Source organism: Marichromatium bheemlicum, from assembly GCF_012276755.1.
Lineage (GTDB): Bacteria > Pseudomonadota > Gammaproteobacteria > Chromatiales > Chromatiaceae > Marichromatium > Marichromatium bheemlicum.
In genome coordinates, this window is the sequence record NZ_JAAXKX010000005.1 from 1 (window position 1) to 14,700 (window position 14,700).

At 69.6% G+C, this 14,700-nt stretch carries 16 protein-coding genes; 5 read left to right on the forward strand and 11 right to left on the reverse strand.

The genetic code is table 11. The features are described from left to right. From HF203_RS05115 to HF203_RS05140, 6 genes are all read right to left on the reverse strand, one after another. Positions 1-562, reverse strand: a 562-nt coding sequence (locus tag HF203_RS05115) for a tetratricopeptide repeat protein (RefSeq protein ID WP_168667298.1), incomplete at its 3' end; no start/stop codon positions are given. Next, positions 559-1,599: a vWA domain-containing protein gene (locus HF203_RS05120; RefSeq protein WP_168667300.1), complete on the reverse strand. Its 1,041-nt coding sequence runs from the start codon at positions 1,597-1,599 to the stop codon at positions 559-561. The genes HF203_RS05120 and HF203_RS05115, both read right to left, overlap by 4 nt. Further along, positions 1,596-2,603 carry a VWA domain-containing protein gene (locus HF203_RS05125; RefSeq protein ID WP_168667302.1) on the reverse strand — a complete coding sequence of 336 codons (1,008 nt, stop codon included), beginning with the start codon at positions 2,601-2,603 and terminating at the stop codon, positions 1,596-1,598. The genes HF203_RS05120 and HF203_RS05125 overlap by 4 nt, the downstream gene beginning before the upstream one ends. Then, the gene (locus tag HF203_RS05130; RefSeq protein WP_168667304.1) at positions 2,596-3,114 is read right to left on the reverse strand and encodes a DUF4381 domain-containing protein; all 519 of its coding nucleotides are present in this window, start codon (positions 3,112-3,114) and stop codon (positions 2,596-2,598) included. The genes HF203_RS05125 and HF203_RS05130 overlap by 8 nt, the downstream gene beginning before the upstream one ends. Next, entirely contained in the window at positions 3,111-4,022 is a 912-nt protein-coding gene (locus HF203_RS05135; RefSeq protein WP_168667306.1) for a DUF58 domain-containing protein, read from the reverse strand. The genes HF203_RS05130 and HF203_RS05135 overlap by 4 nt, the downstream gene beginning before the upstream one ends. Before the next feature lie 8 nt (positions 4,023-4,030). After that, positions 4,031-4,987 carry an AAA family ATPase gene (locus HF203_RS05140; RefSeq protein WP_168667308.1) on the reverse strand — a complete coding sequence of 319 codons (957 nt, stop codon included), beginning with the start codon at positions 4,985-4,987 and terminating at the stop codon, positions 4,031-4,033. A gap of 709 nt (positions 4,988-5,696) precedes the next feature. Between HF203_RS05140 and HF203_RS05145 the strand changes: the two genes are divergently transcribed. Both HF203_RS05145 and HF203_RS05150 read left to right on the forward strand, forming a co-directional pair. After that, positions 5,697-6,107 carry an antitoxin Xre/MbcA/ParS toxin-binding domain-containing protein gene (locus tag HF203_RS05145; protein ID WP_168667309.1) on the forward strand — a complete coding sequence of 137 codons (411 nt, stop codon included), beginning with the start codon at positions 5,697-5,699 and terminating at the stop codon, positions 6,105-6,107. Between the two features lie 34 nt (positions 6,108-6,141). Continuing rightward, a complete protein-coding gene (locus HF203_RS05150; RefSeq protein WP_168667594.1) occupies positions 6,142-6,939 on the forward strand; it encodes a glutaminyl-peptide cyclotransferase in 798 nt (265 codons plus the stop codon). Here HF203_RS05150 and HF203_RS05155 read toward each other — a convergent pair. After that, the gene (locus tag HF203_RS05155) at positions 6,885-7,499 is read right to left on the reverse strand and encodes a D-sedoheptulose-7-phosphate isomerase (RefSeq protein ID WP_168667311.1); all 615 of its coding nucleotides are present in this window, start codon (positions 7,497-7,499) and stop codon (positions 6,885-6,887) included. The genes HF203_RS05150 and HF203_RS05155 overlap by 55 nt on opposite strands. A 257-nt stretch (positions 7,500-7,756) precedes the next feature. On the opposite strand from HF203_RS05155, the gene HF203_RS05160 reads away from it, so the two are divergent. From HF203_RS05160 to HF203_RS05170, 3 genes are all read left to right on the forward strand, one after another. Next, positions 7,757-8,635 (forward strand): SIR2 family protein, encoded by an 879-nt coding sequence (locus HF203_RS05160; RefSeq protein ID WP_168667313.1) that lies wholly within the window; start codon positions 7,757-7,759, stop codon positions 8,633-8,635. Between the two features lie 297 nt (positions 8,636-8,932). After that, positions 8,933-9,391 (forward strand): CBS domain-containing protein, encoded by a 459-nt coding sequence (locus tag HF203_RS05165; RefSeq protein ID WP_168667315.1) that lies wholly within the window; start codon positions 8,933-8,935, stop codon positions 9,389-9,391. Then, a complete protein-coding gene (locus HF203_RS05170) occupies positions 9,388-10,716 on the forward strand; it encodes an SLC13 family permease (protein ID WP_168667317.1) in 1,329 nt (442 codons plus the stop codon). The genes HF203_RS05165 and HF203_RS05170 overlap by 4 nt, the downstream gene beginning before the upstream one ends. On the opposite strand, the gene draG is transcribed toward HF203_RS05170, so the two are convergent. The 4 genes from draG to nifB all read right to left on the reverse strand — a co-directional run bounded on the left by draG (position 10,704) and on the right by nifB (position 14,070). Next, positions 10,704-11,657: an ADP-ribosyl-[dinitrogen reductase] hydrolase gene (gene draG / locus HF203_RS05175; RefSeq protein WP_168667319.1), complete on the reverse strand. Its 954-nt coding sequence runs from the start codon at positions 11,655-11,657 to the stop codon at positions 10,704-10,706. The genes HF203_RS05170 and draG overlap by 13 nt on opposite strands. Next, on the reverse strand, positions 11,632-12,213 hold the full coding sequence (locus HF203_RS05180) for a nitrogen fixation protein NifQ (protein ID WP_168667321.1): 582 nt from the start codon (positions 12,211-12,213) through the stop codon (positions 11,632-11,634). The genes draG and HF203_RS05180 overlap by 26 nt, the downstream gene beginning before the upstream one ends. Positions 12,214-12,288: 75 nt before the next feature. Continuing rightward, entirely contained in the window at positions 12,289-12,567 is a 279-nt protein-coding gene (locus HF203_RS05185) for a 4Fe-4S dicluster domain-containing protein (protein ID WP_168667323.1), read from the reverse strand. Between the two features lie 18 nt (positions 12,568-12,585). Then, on the reverse strand, positions 12,586-14,070 hold the full coding sequence (gene nifB / locus HF203_RS05190; RefSeq protein WP_168667325.1) for a nitrogenase cofactor biosynthesis protein NifB: 1,485 nt from the start codon (positions 14,068-14,070) through the stop codon (positions 12,586-12,588). Positions 14,071-14,700: the final 630 nt, after the last annotated feature.

A 14,700-nucleotide genomic window follows, 5' to 3' on the forward strand; every position in this document is an offset into this window, starting at 1 on the left:
ACTGCTCCGACTGCTCCGACTGCTCCGACTGCTCCGACTGCTCCGATGGTTCAGACTCCTGTTGCTGTTCCTGCTGTTCCTGCTGTTCCTGCTGTTCCTGCTGTTCCTGCTGTTCCTGCTGTTCCTGCTGTTCCTGATTCTCCTCTTCGTCCTCGTCCTCCTGCTCGGGTTCGAGCCGGGCGAGCAGGGCGCGGGTGAGGGCGAGGTTGTGCGCGGCGTCGGCGTCCTCGGGGTCGCGCCGCAGGGCCTCGCCATAGGCGGTGACGGCACCGGCGTAGTCGCCGAGCTGGAAGCGGGCGTTGCCCTGGTTGTAGTGCGCCGCGCCGCCGTGTTCGCCGGTCTCGGCGGCCTCGGCGAAGGCGCGTTCGGCCTCCTGGTAGCGCTCGGCGCGATAGAGTGCGACACCGCGTCGGTAGGGGTTGCTGAAGCCCTCGGCGGCGGCGGCGTAATCGCCGGCGAGATAGTCACCATAGGCGCGCTGGGCGCGGTTCTTGAACCAATCGGCGGTGGCTGGCGCAGTGCCGAGACAGAGCAGCAGCGCGAGTGTCAGGCGCGCGCTCATGATCCCCCCCAGGGGCGCCGCCAGGGATGGCGGAACTCGGACAGGACCAGTAATGCGAGGACGATCAAGGGGATCCAGAAGCGCTCGTTCCAGATCCGCGCCCGTTCCTCGCCGACCTCGGCCGATCGCGCCTGCTCGGCACTGGCGGCGAGCAGTGCGCGGGTGTCGGACTGGTCTTGGGTGGCCACGCGATAGCGCCCGTCACCGGCCTCGGCGAGCGCCTCGAGCCGCTCGGGTTCGAGTGCCGAGCGCACTGGTTGGCGGGTCGGGTCCATGGGGTCATGTATCCAGCCGCCCTGGGGCGCGGGCACCAAGGTGCCTTGCTCGATGCCGATGCCGAGGACGTGCAGACGGATGCCGCGTGCGGCGAGCGTGCGTACCTGTTCGAGTGGCAGCGGGGTGGTGAAGTCGCCGTCGGAGATCAACAGGATGGCGCGCCCGGTGTCGGTCGATCGCGGGTCGAGCAGCGTCGCTGCGCGCTCGAGCGCGGCCTCGAGGTTGCTGCCTTGGAGCTGCGGACTGGCCAGGTCGGTGGCGAGCACGGGCAGGCGCGAGAGCAGGGTGTCGTTGTCCTCGGTGATCGGGGCGAGCACGTGCGGGACCGAGGCGAAGGCGATCAGCCCGAGACGGTGATGGCGATTGGCACGGATCAGGTCCTCGAGTTCCTGACGGGCGCGCCCGAGCCGGTCGGGGGCGAGGTCGGTGCAACGCATCGAGCGCGACACGTCGAGCAGCACCAGCAGATGATTGCCGGGCTGCAACAGCCGCACCTCCTGATAACCCCAGCGCGGCCCGGCGAGGGTGAGCACCAGTAGGGTCCAGAGCAGCGCCCAGCGGCGCAGTGGATGACCCCGCCGCCCCGGCGTCGGTGGCGCGACCAGTAGGTGCGGCAGCAGGTGGGCATCGGCGTAGGCGCGCAACGCCTTCGGCGCACGTGCCAACGGCGCGCGGCGTCGCCGCCACCACCACAGCGCCGGGATCGCCAGCAGCCCGAGCAGCCACAGCGGTTCGGCCAGGTGCGGTCCGCCGGCGCTCATGACGCCACCCCGCGATCCCGGATCCCCAGCGCGAGCAACGCCGCCAGCGCGAGCAGCAGCGGCCAGCGGTAGAGCGGCTGGGGCAGGTAGAGGGTGCGCGCCTCGCTCGCGGTCTTCTCGAGCCCGTCGATCTGCGCCGAGATGCGCGCCAGGGCGTCGCCGTCGGTGGCACGGAAGTAGTCGCCGCCGGTGAGGGCGGCGATCGCGCGCAGCGTCTCCTCGTCCATGGTGAGATCGTCGCGATAGCGGATGCGTCCCTCCTCGCGGATCGGGATGCGCTGCTGTTGGCTGCCGACGCCGATGACATGGATGCGGATGCCGTACTGCGCGGCCAGTCGTGCCGCCTCGCGCGGGTCGAAGCTGCCAGCGTTGTTGTCGCCGTCGGCGATCAGCAGCAGCACCCGTGAGCCGGCGGGACGCTCGCGCAGCTTGAGCGTGCCGAGGGCGATGGCGTCGCCCAGCGCGGTGGCCGCGCCCGCGACCCCGGGGACCAGGTCGGCGAGCTGTTGGCGTACTGCGGCGCGATCGAGGGTCAGCGGCGTGAGCACGAAGGCCTGGGCGCCGAACAGGATCAACCCCACGCGGTCGCCGCGGCGCCCGGCGACGAAGCGGTCCATCACCGTGCGCACCACCTGCATGCGATCGAGCTGGCGTCCGTCGCCGAGGTCGAGCGCGGCCATCGAGTGCGAGGCGTCGACGGCGAGCATCAGGTCGTAGCCCGGGGTGCTGATCTCGGTGTGCGGGGTGAGCCACTGTGGCCGGGTGAGCGCGGCGACCAGCGCCAGCCACAGCAGCAGCCACAGCAGGCGGGTGAGGCGCGCATCGCCGGTCGCGCCGGCGCCGGTGGCAAAGACCGCGCTTAGCCGCTCGGGGTGGGGGTGGCGCAGCCCCGGGGTGGTCGATGGCGATGCCGTCGGGCGTGATCCGGCGCGACGGCGTCGCAGTGTCAGCAACCAGGGTAGGGGAAGGGCGAGCGCGGCCCAGGGCCAGTGGAGTTCAAGCATCGCCGCCCTCCCGGTAGGGCGCGGCCCGGGTCCAGGCGAGGGTCGCCATGATCAGTGGTGCGAGCGCGGTCTCGGTGACCTCCGCCGGGGGCGCATAGCGCGCGCCGATCAGCGCCTGGCCGTGTGCACGCCAGGGGAAGCCCGTCGGGTCGGCGCGTTCGAGCCAGGCCAGCCAGGACTCGCCGCAGCGTCCGGCGACGCCATCTCGTCCGCAGCGGGCGATGGCGATGCGGCGTAGCAGCTCGGAGAACTCGGCGAGCAACCGGGCGGGGTCCTCGCCGGTGCGTTCACGGTGCGCTAGTGCATGCAATTGTCTGCGGGCGTCGGTGCGCCAGCCGCTGCGGGCGCGTATCAGTCGTAGCAGGCCGTGCCCGAGCACGGTACGGCTGCGCCACAGCAGCCAGCCGCCGAGCCCGAGGGCGAACGCGAGCAGCCACCAACCGGGGGCCGGCGGCCACCAGGGGACGGCGCCGATGTCGTGGATGTCGCGCAGCCCGCCGTGATCGATCATCGGCGTGCCCTCGCTCGGGCGTGACGAGCCAGCCCGTGGACCAGCGCCAGATGGATCTCGGTGTCGGTGGCGATCGGGATCAGCATCACCCCGAGACGGTGGGCGCTGGCACGCAGTCGCGCGCGGCGTGCCTCCCAGGCCGTGCGATAGGCATTGCGGGCGGCGGGGTCGTCGGTGTCGAGCTGGTAGCGGCGAGCGTCGGGCCCGACGAAGTCGACCCGGCCCATCGCCGGGATCTCGCGATCGGCCGGGTCGTCGAGCGCGAGCAGCACCAGGGTGTGGCGCTGGCGTAGCTCACCGAGCAGGGTCTCGAGCCCGGGCTGGTCCTGGTCGAGATCGGCGATCAGGAACAGCAGCGAACCCGGTGGCAACCCGGCGGCGGCACGGCGCAGCGGCACGGCTAGCGGGGTGATGGCGACCTCGTCGAGTGGCTCGGCGAGCGCGCGCAGCAGCTGCCAGAGCGCACGTCGCCCCCGCGCCGGGCGGATCATCCGGGCGTGCCGGGGGCCGAACACCAATCCGCCGACGCGATCGTGGAGTCGGCTCGCGGCCCAGCCGATCAGTGCCGCGGCGCGCGCCGCCTGTACCGATTTGAAGGTGTTGCGGGTACCGAACTCGAGGTGCGCGCCACGCTCGACGCAGAGCAGCACCGCGCGCTCGCGCTCCTCGCGGAACAGCTTGAGGTGTGGGGCGTCGGTGCGCGCGGTGACCTTCCAGTCCATGTAGCGGATATCGTCACCGGCGCGGTACTCGCGCACCTCCTCGAAGTGGATGCCGGCGCCCCGGAATACCGAGGCGTAGAGCCCGGCAAAGGGCGAGTTGACCAGGTGGTGCGCGGGCAGACCCAGGGCGCGGGCCTGGTGACGCAGTTCGAGCAGGTCGTCGAGGCGGACGCCGGGCTGCTGCATGGCGGCGCTCAGGGGATGGCGACCAGGGCCAGCAGGCGTTCGACCAAGGTGTCGGTGGTGACGCCCTCGGCCTCGGCCTCGAAGCTGAGCAGGATACGGTGGCGGAGGATCTCCGGGGCCACCGCCTGGATGTGGTGCGGGGCGACGAAGCGTTCGCCGTCGAGCCAGGCACGGGCGCGGGCGCAGCGGGCCAGGGCGATGCTCGCCCGCGGCGAGGCGCCGAAGCGGCACCAGCGCGCCAGTTCGGGGTGATAGCGACCGGGGTCGCGGGTGGCCTGCACCAGGTCGACGACATAGCCCTCGAGGCGGGGGTCGAGGTGCAGTGCGGCGACCTCGGCGCGGGCGCGCTGTAGCTCGGCCTGGCTGAGCCGGTGCTGCGGTGGTGGGCTGGGTTCGGTGTGGCGGCGCTGGTCGAGGGCGAGGATGGCCAGCTCCTCGTCGCGGCTGGGGTAGTCGACCACCGCCTGCATCAGGAAGCGGTCGAGCTGGGCCTCGGGGAGGTGATAGGTGCCCTCCTGCTCGACCGGGTTCTGGGTCGCCAGCACCATGAACAGCCCGGGCAGCGGATAGGTGCGCTGGCCGACGGTGATCTGGCGCTCGGCCATCGCCTCGAGCAGCGCCGACTGCACCTTGGCCGGGGCGCGGTTGATCTCGTCGGCGAGCAGCACGTTGTGGAACAGCGGTCCCTGTCGGAACTCGAACTCGCCGCGCTCGTGACGGTAGATGTCGGTGCCGATCAGGTCCGAGGGCAGCAGGTCGGGGGTGAACTGGATGCGGTGGAAGTCGCCCTCGAGCCCCTCGGCGAGTGCCTTGACCGCGGTGGTCTTGGCCAACCCTGGCATGCCCTCGACCAGCAGGTGCCCGTCGCTGAGCAGGCACACCAACATGCTGTCGACGAAGGCGTGCTGACCGACGATGCGGGCGCTGATATGGGTGCGCAGGGGGGCGAGGTCGTTGGCTGTCATGCTGGTCTACGTCCTGTCCGGTGGCGTGGATGGATCGCCGGGCGGTGTCTGGGACATCGGCGGGCGGACTGCGGGCGCGGGCATGCTGGTGGTGCAAAGGATATACGGATCGTGACCTGTCGTTCCAAGTCCGAGGGCTGGGCGGTGGTGACGGCGCCTGGTGGCGTTCTTGTCGACGGGGGCGGGCCGCTGGCGTCGCGACATTCGCGGGGAGCGTCGGTGGGGTCTCGGATGGGGGCGTTGGTGGCCCAGTTCAGACCGACTTTGCTGGGTTGTTCACATCTGTCAAGCCCTATTCACGGCTGTTTCGAAGGGCCTTTATGCAGACGCGTTGATGCCTGCGGGTAGTTTTTATCGCTTTGTTTTTATTGGTTTATTTTTTCTGCTCCAGGCGCATTGAAAGGGGCCGAGACGATCCCTGTCGGCCTTTCCCGCGACGTCTGCCTCAGTTTTGTGCACAAAGTTATCCACAAGTCCGACGGATGTGGAAATGCTCAGTGTGGACGAGAGGTTGCGCGCGAGTGACGAGAAGACGTCCGAAGAGTGACGGCTAACTGAGCATCGATTGGTCACGGTGATTGACTCACCTTGCCCTGATCGGCTGCGACCGCCATCTCCACGTCCGTAGCCTTTGCCGGATAGCCTGATGGCCTCAGTACACGTTCCGTCAAATGCGGCCCGCCGTGTTCGGGCCTCACTGGAGACGCCGATGTCCGATCCCCGCCTCGATCACTCTCACGCGCTCGTCGCCCTGCTCGGTTCCTGGCAACTAGGTGCCGACGAGGTCCGTGCCCTGCTGCAGCTACCGGTCGGGATACGGCCCCGCCAGCTCGGTCATGTGCCGCTACCCGATCACCCCGAGACCTCCCGTCGCGTCGACTACCTACTGCGCATCGAGGCGGCGCTGCGCACCAGCTTTCCACGCAGCCCGGAGATGCGCCGGCAGTGGGTGCGTCGCGCCTGCCGCCAGTTCGCCCTGCGCTCGCCGCTGCAGGTGATGCTCGAGGACGGCGAGCCCGGCTTGATCGCGGTACTCTCGCATCTCGACTGTACCTTCGCCTGGGATTTGACCGGCTCGCGCAGCGACTACCAGCGCGGCGATGACGGCAAGGGCGGGTGAGTGCGCCCGAGGCGCGGTGACGACGGGGGGCGTGATGACTCGGGGCTGGTGGTTGGTGTTGGCGTTGGTCGTGGGTGGCTGCGAGGCGGGGCGCGGTGACGCGCCGCCGGTGGTCGCGTTCGACTATCGGGTGGTGGCGCGCTTTGCTCACGACCCCGGGGCCTTCACCCAGGGACTGGCCTTCGCCGACGGCGCGCTGTTCGAGGGCACCGGCGAGTATGGCGGCTCGTCGCTGCGCCGGGTCGCGCTTGCCACTGGCCGGGTGCTGCAGCGTCACGACCTGCCCGAGCGCCTCTTCGGCGAGGGCATCACCCCCTGGGGGGATCGGATCGTACAGCTCACCTGGCGTGCCCGGGTCGGGCTGATCTACGACCGCGCGACCCTCACCCCGGTCGATCGCTTCACCCTCCCCGGCGAGGGCTGGGGTATCACCCATGACGGGCGCGACTGGATCATCAGCGACGGCAGCGCCTATCTGAGCGTCATGGATCCCGAGCGGCGCGTGATCCGGCGCCGTGTGTTGGTGCGCGAGCGGGGCCGTCCGCTGCGCTGGCTCAACGAGCTGGAGTACACCCCGACGGGGATCTGGGCCAATGTCTGGCGCAGCGACCGGTTGGTGCGCATCGACCCGGCCAGCGGGGCGGTGACCGCGACCCTGGACCTGAGCGCGCTGTGGCCGCGCGCGCAACGTCCCCCCGAGGCCGACGTGCTCAACGGCATCGCCTACGCCCCCGAGCAGGACCTGCTCTATGTCACCGGCAAGCGCTGGCCCTGGCTCTATGCCCTAGAGCTGGTTGCGGCGAGCGCCTCGACCGCCTCGCAGAGGAAGTGACCGAGCATCAGGTGCAGCTCCTGCACCCGTGGGGTCTCGGTCGAGGGCACCGCGAGCACCTGGTCGGCGCCGCGCGGGGTGGCCTCGGCGGGTAGCGCGCCGGTGAGCAGCACCCCGTAGAGCCCGCGCTCGGCGGCGACCTCGAGGGCGCGCAGCACATTGGGTGAGCGCCCGCTGGTGGTCAGCGCCCAGAGCACGTCGCCGGGTCGGGCGAGTCCGGCGAGCTGGCGGGCGAAGACCTCGTTGAAGGAGAAGTCGTTGGCCACCGCGGTGGCGGCGCTGGGATCGAAGCCGAGCGCGATCGCCGGCAGCGCCGGGCGGGTCTTGTCGGCGAAGGGGCCGATCAGCTCGCCGCTGAGATGGGTGGCCTCGCCGGCGCTGCCGCCGTTGCCGCAGATGAACAGGGTGCCGCCGGCGGCGATCGCCGCGGCGGTGCGCGTCGCCGCGCGCACGCAGCCCTCGAGCAGTGCGCGATCGGCACGGGTGCGCTCGAGCAGGTCGGCGGTGGCGGTGAGACGCTCGGCGAGCAGGTCGGCGAGGTCGGATGGGGAGGGCGTCATCGGTCGGGCTGTCCAGGGCTGTCGGGCGATGGCGGCATGCTAGCCGAAACCGGCGCACACCAGCCAGCGACGGCTGTGGGGTTTGCGACGCTGTGTCGGGGTTCGTCGGATCACGGACGTCGCCGGGTGGGCATGGTGGGATGGCGATCACGCCCGCCGCCCGCGCTCTGGCGCCGATCGCGGGTGTCTGGCCTGCCATGGTCCGGAGTTTGCGGTGGTTTGCACCTGAATACAGCGTCGCAGCCACGGAGGTCCGGATGTCGAGCCTGTTGGAATCTCTCGTTGATGCCCTTGCGCGGGGCGAGCTGGTGCCCTGTCTGGGGCCCGGCGCGCTCGCCGGGGTGGTCGATCGCGAACGTGGCGAGCCGATCCCGGCCGACAGCGATTCGCTGATCCTCGCGCTCAACGGCGGGCGGCCGATGTCGCGGCGGCTGATGTGGGAGTTCTCGCGCGCGGCGATGAGCGTCGAACTCAAGCGTGGGCGCGGGGCGGTGCAGCGCTTCCTCGATGCCACCTACGCGGGACAGGCGTGGACGCAGGCACCGTTACACGCCTGGCTGGCCGGCACCTCACCAGGTTATGTCATCGACCTCAATCGCGACCTCCAGCTCCAGCACCTCTATGCCGAGCGCCCGCACGTGCTGGTGCGCGGCATCGCCCGGGTGGGGGGGACGGACTACCGCTTCCGCATCCATGTCCACGACGGTTCGGGGTATCGTGAGGTCGAGCAGGCGGCGGTCGATCCGGCGTTGCCAGTGCTGTTCAAGCCGCTCGGCAGCCCCGAGCCGGGGGCGACCTATATCGCCTCGGACGCCGACTTCGTCGACTATCTCACCGAGCTGATGGGCGGTTTCGCGATCCCCGCGTTCGTCAAGGCCCGTCGTCGCGGGCTGCGCTATCTACTGCTGGGGCTCAACCTCGACCGTGACACCGAGCGGATGCTGGTCACCGAGCTGATCCATGGCGCCGCCTCGCCCGCGGGCTGGGCACTGATCCCCGAGCCCAGCCCCAAGGCGCGTCGCTTCTGCGCGCGCCAGGGGCTCGCCATCGTCGAGGCCGGGGTGGAGGAGTTGCGCGCTGGGCTCGCCTACCTGGGTCACGAGGCGTGTGCGACGGGTGGTGCACTCGGATGCTAGACTGATCGCGCAACATCTCGACCCGCATGCGCGATCGCGCGATCCGATCCGAACCCGCTACCCCCCTGTCCCGGCCCGAACGCGCCGCGTGACGGGCAGGTTCGGTCATGACCTGCGGCGACGGGCGATGTTGTCACGGCGCTGACACGGGCGTGAGCCCAGTTCCGTCCCTGCCTCCGCCGCGCGGTTCGTGCTGCGGCGCCCCGCGACACGGATCCCGATCAAGGGCCTGCGGGGCGCGTCCAGACCGAGATCGGCGCGCGATCTGCGGTCGTCCTAGAGCGGAAGGCTATCTCCATGAAGCTGATCGAACTTGCCGTCCCGACCCTGGTGGTCAGGCCTGGCATGACCCTGCGCGAGGTGTTTCGCGAGTGCGTGCGTTGCAACGTCGGCGGGCTGCCCTATGCCGATGCCGAGGGGCGGGTCTGCGGCCGGGTGTCGCTGCGTCACATCGTCAAGCACACCTGCATCCCCGACTTCCTGGTCGGTGCGGCCGACTATCTGGGCGACCACATCGACAATGTCGATCTGCCCGAGGCGAGACGCGGTGCCATCCTCGCCGAGGACGCGAGCGCCTACGTGCTCGAGACCCGCGCCACGATCAGTGCCGAGTCGCCGCTGATCAAGGGGCTGGCGATCATGGAGCGTTACAACAGTTCCTATCTGTTCCTGGTCGACGGTGGTGAGTACCGCGGCGTGGTGACGCGGATGGCGATCGTCGGTTGCATGCTGGCCAGAGACGAGGAGGGCGTGTGAACGAGCTTGCGACGGTACCCCATTTCAACGGCCAGATGGTGGCCGCGGGGCTGACCATGATTGCCGCCTATGTGCTGATCTTCGGCGAGGTGATCCACCGCACCAGTGCGGCGATCATCGGCGCGGTTGCGATGATCGGGGTGGGGATGCTCGGTGGTTTCTACGACCAGGCCGAGGCGGTGATGGCGATCGACGCCAATACCCTGTTCCTGCTCGCCGGGATGATGATGCTGGTGGTGCTGCTGCGGCCCACTGGCGGTTTCGACTACCTGGCTATCCGTATTGCCAAGTGGTCGCGCGGCAACCCGCGGCTGCTGCTGGTCTATCTGGCGTTGGCGGTGAGCCTGATCAGCATGTTCCTCGACAATGTCACCACGGTGCTGATCTTTGCGCCGCTGACGGTGCTGATTACCCGCATCCTCTCGCTCAATCCGCTGCCCTTCCTGATGGCCGAGGCGATGCTCTCGAACATCGGTGGGGCGGCGACCCTGGTCGGTGACCCGCCCAACATCATGATCGGTAGCGCCGGTGGGATCGAGTTCACCCGCTTCCTGGTGCACATGGGGCCGCTGGTCGTCGTCTCCTGGGCGGTCACGGTGGTGCTGATCCTGCTGCTGTTCCGACGCGAATTGACGCCGCACGGTGAGGGCTCGGTGATCGACCTCGACGAGCGCCGTGCGATCAAGCACCCGATCCGGCTGCGGCGCGGGCTGATCGCGCTTGGTCTGGCGATCGTGCTGTTCTTCGTCCATCACCGCCTGCATCTGTTCCCGGCCTATGTCGCCTTCATCGCGGTGGCGCTGGCACTGGTGCTGCTGCGTCCCGACCCGGAGGCGTTGTTCGGCAAGCTCGAGTGGTCGGTGCTGGTGTTCTTCGCCGGGTTGTTCGTGATCGTCGGCGGGGTCGAGGCCTCGGGGCTGCTCGATTGGGTCGGGTTCCGGCTGGCACGCCTGGCGCAGGATCCGCAGACGCTGCTGCTCACCTGTCTGGCGCTGATGTGGGTGGCGGCGCTGCTCAGCGCGGTGGTCGACAACATCCCCTTCACCGTCACCATGATCCCGATCGTGCTCGGACTCGAACAGCAGGGGGTGAACATCACCCCGCTGTGGTGGGCGCTGGCGATCGGCGTCGGGCTCGGCGGCAACGGCTCGCACATCGGCGCCACCGCCAACGTCATCTGCGTGGCCGAGTCCGAGCGCAGCGGCATCCCCGAGGCCCGCATCACCCCGCTCGGCTGGTTGCGCGTCGGCATCCCGGTGATGCTCGTCGGGCTCACCGTGGCGAGCGCGGTGTTCGTACTGCTGTTCGACTTCTATCGCGGCTGAGCGCGCCCGCGACACAGCGTCGAGGCGTTCACCAGCGCCTGCGCCTGCACCAGGCAGGCGCGTGCGCTGGTGCGTTCGAGTCCGTCGAACCAGCGCCGCGGGATGGCCTCGGGGCCGTGCAGCGCGCCGACGATCATGCCGAGGATGGCGCCGGTGGTGTCGGCGTCACCACCACGGTTGACCACGTCGATCAGCGCCGTCTCGAGACCGTCGGTGGCGAACAGCGCCTGCAGCACCGCGCGCATCGTCTCGACGATATAGCCGCCCGGGTTCTCGGCGCGGCCACGGTCGAAGGCGAAGCGGGCATCCTCGGCCACCAGGGCGTCGGCCAGTTCGCGCAGGTGCTCGCGGGTGGCGCCGAGGATGGCGCTCTGTACCATGCGTACCACGGTCAGGGTGGCGGCGTCCGAGAGCGGGTTGTGATGGGTGACGTGGGCCTGGGTGCGGCAGGCTGCAGCGACGTCCTCGGTCTCCGCGCCGAGGGTGAAGAGCGCGACCGGCAGGGTACGCATGCAGGCGCCGTTGCCGGCGTCATAGGTGTTCTCCGGGACCTCGGTGGCGCCGGTGCGACGGTAGCGGGCGATGCCCCGACGCACGGTGTGACCGATATCGACCGGTTTGGTGCGCATCCAGCCGCTGAAGGCCTCGGCGATGGCGCCGGCCTCGACCCGGCCCCGGGCGAGCAGGGCGCGCCCGAGTGCCAGCGACATCCCGGTGTCGTCGGTAACCTGACCGCGGCGCAGTCTGAGCCAGCCACCGCCGATCAGATCGCGGTGGATGCCGTGGCGGGCGCGGATCTCGGCCGGGGTCATGAACTCCACGGTGGCGCCGAGGGCATCCCCGATGGCCAGCCCCAGATAGGCCCCCTGGGCACGGGTTTGGATGGCGTTGGCGGTGGTCTCGCCGGTGGCGAGGTCATTCCTCAGGTCCAAAACAAACATGGTAGTCGGCACACTCCTCGCATGATGGTGCCCGGCACAGATAGACGCCCTCGCGCTCACACAACTGTTTGTAGAGAAAGCGCTTCCACTTCATGTCCCCGCGATTGGCCATGGCCAGGCGCGGGAAGTTGCGTCGCATCAGCGCGGTCAGCGCGCGGCGGTTCCACAGTCCGAGGTCCTGCCACAGGTGATCAGCGGCCATGCAGCCGGCGGCGACGACCTCGGCCATCCACAGCTCCGAGTGCGTGTGCCCGGCTCGCTGGGCACCGAGCAGTATCACCAACTCGGCGCGTTCGTCCTCGCGCGCGGGGTTGGACGCCACCCCGTCGAGGCTGGAGAGCACCTCCGGTGAGACCCCGGGGAAGTGATAGCCCATCAGCGCGGTGAATGCCTCGGGGGCGAGCCCGAGCCAGGGTGGCAGGGCACCGAGTCCACAGGCACGGCTGGCGATCATACAGGCGAAGGCATGGTCGTTGCCTGCGCCGACCGCCCGGGTCATCAACCGGACGAAGATCCGCTGGATCTCGCGGGTGCGTTCGGGGCAGGGCGTGGCCATGGTCTCGCCTCCATCGTCTCCTGGTGATGGTGCCGGGCCCGCGGGCATCCCTGGTGCCGGACCCGGGGGTCGGGGTCAGCGGGCCCGAATGCGCGCGCGGGCCTGCTCGAGCAGGTCCGGTGGGATGCCGGTGAGCGAGCCGGGTGGGTTGAGCGCGCCGCCGCAGGCGTCGACGATCGCGCCCTCGATCGGGCAGATGCTTGCGCACTGCGGCTCGGCATAGGTGCCCGCGCACTCGCAGCAGGCGACCGGGTCGATGTAGAAGTGCGGACTGGCCGGCTCGATCGCCGCGCTCGGGCAGAGTGGCTCGCAGGCCCAGCAGTTGACACATCCGGCGGTGATCTTCAGGGCCATCTCGGGGACCTCCGTGGCTTAGGCGCTCAGGGTGGCGCACTGGGGTTCGTCGACGCTCAGGGCGCCCAGGTCGGCGAGTTCGCGATGGGCCGCGTGCAGCGCCTGCTCGATCGGTGACATCGCCAGTTCGCCGTTGGGGCGAATGCCCGCCGCCTCGAGTCCCTCCCAGGGGGTGAGCCCGATGCGCGCGCACAGCACCATGGCGCAGTCGGCGAGCGCGGCCAGTGCCGGGGCCAGGGCGTCGTCGTCCTCGTCGCAGTGCTCGGCGCCGTTGCAGTAGCGCGCGAGTGGGCGGTCGTCGAGCAGCCGTTCGCCCTGCTCGTCGACCTCGTAGACGAGGAAGCGCTCGGCCTGACCGAAGTGTTGGTCGACCCGCCGACCGTCGCTGCTGGCCACCGCGATGCGTGCCGCGCGGGTGGTGGGGCGAGGGGGACTCAGCGTGGCTACGGGAACCAGGGCCGGGGTGGCTGCCTGACGGCGTCGCTCGATCGCCTCGCGCGTGGCGGCGCGGCGCGCCAGCGCGGCGTCATCGTCGATCTCCAGGGTGGCGATGCGCTCGCGCGTGAACTCGGCGCTGCGGTCGTCGCCGAGCATGCCGACGGCGTCGGCGCGACACTGCTTGCAGTGACGCATGATCGCCATCTCACCGGCGCACGCGGTCTGCAGCGCGCGTAGCTCGCTGGCGCGTGGCGCGCGCTGGCCCATCAGGCCGTAGAAGGTGCCGTGCTCGGGCGCGGCGATCAGCGGCATCAGGTTGTGGAGGAAGGCCCCCTTGGCCTTGACCGCGCGGCTGACCTCGGTGAGGTGTTGATCGTTGACCCCAGGGATCAGTACCGAGTTGACCTTGACCAGCATGCCGCGCTCGACCAGCCGCTCGAGCCCGAGCTGCTGCTGCTCGATGAGGATCTCGGCGCCCTTGCGACCGCGCACGCGGCGGTTGTTCCAGAACACCCAGGGATAGATCTCGGCGCCGATGTCGGGGTCGAGACAGTTGATGGTGACGGTGACGTGCTCGATGTTGTAGCGACACAGGGTGTCGACCGTCTCGGGCAACGCCAGGCCGTTGGTCGAGACGCACAGCCTGAGGTCCGGGGTGCGCTCGGCGATCAGTCGGAAGGTCGCAAAGGTGCGCTCGGGGTTGGCCAGTGGATCGCCCGGTCCGGCGATGCCGACCACCGCGAGCTGGGGGATGTGGGCGGCCACCGCTGCCACCTTGGCCGCCGCCTGCTGTGGTTCGAGCAGCTCGGAGACCACGCCGGGACGTGACTCGTTGGCGCAGTCGTACTTGCGGTTGCAGTAGTGGCACTGGATGTTGCAGGCCGGTGCTACGGCCACGTGCATGCGGGCATAGTGGTGATGGGCGTCGGCGGAGAAGCAGGGGTGGTTGTGCACCCGCTCGCGGATCGCGGCAGGGAGCCGGTCGAGCGTGTCGCCACCGCCGCACCCCCGCCCGGCGCAGTTCGAGGGGGATATCCGCTCCGGCCCTGCTTGCTTTGACTCCATCGTCTGGCCTCCACGACTGACGGGGCGTCGACCCCGCGGGTTTGTAAGTGTGCCGTGGTGGTCTCAGCAAACCCCGTGCCTAGTGATGAACGATGGCTTAAGTGATTGTTTTGTCTGTTTGTAATGGAAGGGGTGGCGTGGTTTTGTGGGGATCGCAACAGCCCGCGTCGGGGTGCTTTGTGGGAATCGGGACAGTGAAGACGACGCTCGCTGTCCCCCTCGCGGGGCTCGCGAGTCATCGGTGTGATGAGCCGAGCAGGATCTCTATCGCCCACTCGACGAGACGCGCTCGGTGCCCTCGATTGCTGGTGCAGCGGTCTTCGCCAGGCCATTCGCGAGGTGGTTTGGCCTCGGGTGTGACCTGGAGGAAGGCCGCCGAATCACTGGCATGAGCGCGTTGAACAGGTTTTTTTTCGCCGATCGCCCTAGCTGGACTCTCGCTCGGTGTATAATTACCTGCTCCCAATCCTGGCACGCCTGGTGATCACCCGTTCCATCGTCGAGCCGCGAACCGACGCCCCGCCGGCCGCGCGCGTCCGGGTGCCCGTCGATTACCCCTTTGGTCGTGATCACGCGTCTGTGAAGAGACCACCCTGCGCGTCCACATGCGACGAGATCGGACCTGTCCGG

What these genes read in the sequence shown, in the direction of transcription:
- HF203_RS05120 (WP_168667300.1), bottom strand. Translation starts at nt 1,599, where the DNA reads ATGAGCGCCGGCGGACCGCACCTGGCCGAACCGCTGTGGCTGCTCGGG.
- HF203_RS05125 (WP_168667302.1), bottom strand. Translation starts at nt 2,603, where the DNA reads ATGCTTGAACTCCACTGGCCCTGGGCCGCGCTCGCCCTTCCCCTACCC.
- HF203_RS05130 (WP_168667304.1), bottom strand. Translation starts at nt 3,114, where the DNA reads ATGATCGATCACGGCGGGCTGCGCGACATCCACGACATCGGCGCCGTC.
- HF203_RS05135 (WP_168667306.1), bottom strand. Translation starts at nt 4,022, where the DNA reads ATGCAGCAGCCCGGCGTCCGCCTCGACGACCTGCTCGAACTGCGTCAC.
- HF203_RS05140 (WP_168667308.1), bottom strand. Translation starts at nt 4,987, where the DNA reads ATGACAGCCAACGACCTCGCCCCCCTGCGCACCCATATCAGCGCCCGC.
- HF203_RS05145 (WP_168667309.1), top strand. Translation starts at nt 5,697, where the DNA reads ATGTCCGATCCCCGCCTCGATCACTCTCACGCGCTCGTCGCCCTGCTC.
- HF203_RS05150 (WP_168667594.1), top strand. Translation starts at nt 6,142, where the DNA reads ATGACTCGGGGCTGGTGGTTGGTGTTGGCGTTGGTCGTGGGTGGCTGC.
- HF203_RS05155 (WP_168667311.1), bottom strand. Translation starts at nt 7,499, where the DNA reads ATGACGCCCTCCCCATCCGACCTCGCCGACCTGCTCGCCGAGCGTCTC.
- HF203_RS05160 (WP_168667313.1), top strand. Translation starts at nt 7,757, where the DNA reads ATGTCGAGCCTGTTGGAATCTCTCGTTGATGCCCTTGCGCGGGGCGAG.
- HF203_RS05165 (WP_168667315.1), top strand. Translation starts at nt 8,933, where the DNA reads ATGAAGCTGATCGAACTTGCCGTCCCGACCCTGGTGGTCAGGCCTGGC.
- draG (WP_168667319.1), bottom strand. Translation starts at nt 11,657, where the DNA reads ATGTTTGTTTTGGACCTGAGGAATGACCTCGCCACCGGCGAGACCACC.
- HF203_RS05180 (WP_168667321.1), bottom strand. Translation starts at nt 12,213, where the DNA reads ATGGCCACGCCCTGCCCCGAACGCACCCGCGAGATCCAGCGGATCTTC.
- HF203_RS05185 (WP_168667323.1), bottom strand. Translation starts at nt 12,567, where the DNA reads ATGGCCCTGAAGATCACCGCCGGATGTGTCAACTGCTGGGCCTGCGAG.
- nifB (WP_168667325.1), bottom strand. Translation starts at nt 14,070, where the DNA reads ATGGAGTCAAAGCAAGCAGGGCCGGAGCGGATATCCCCCTCGAACTGC.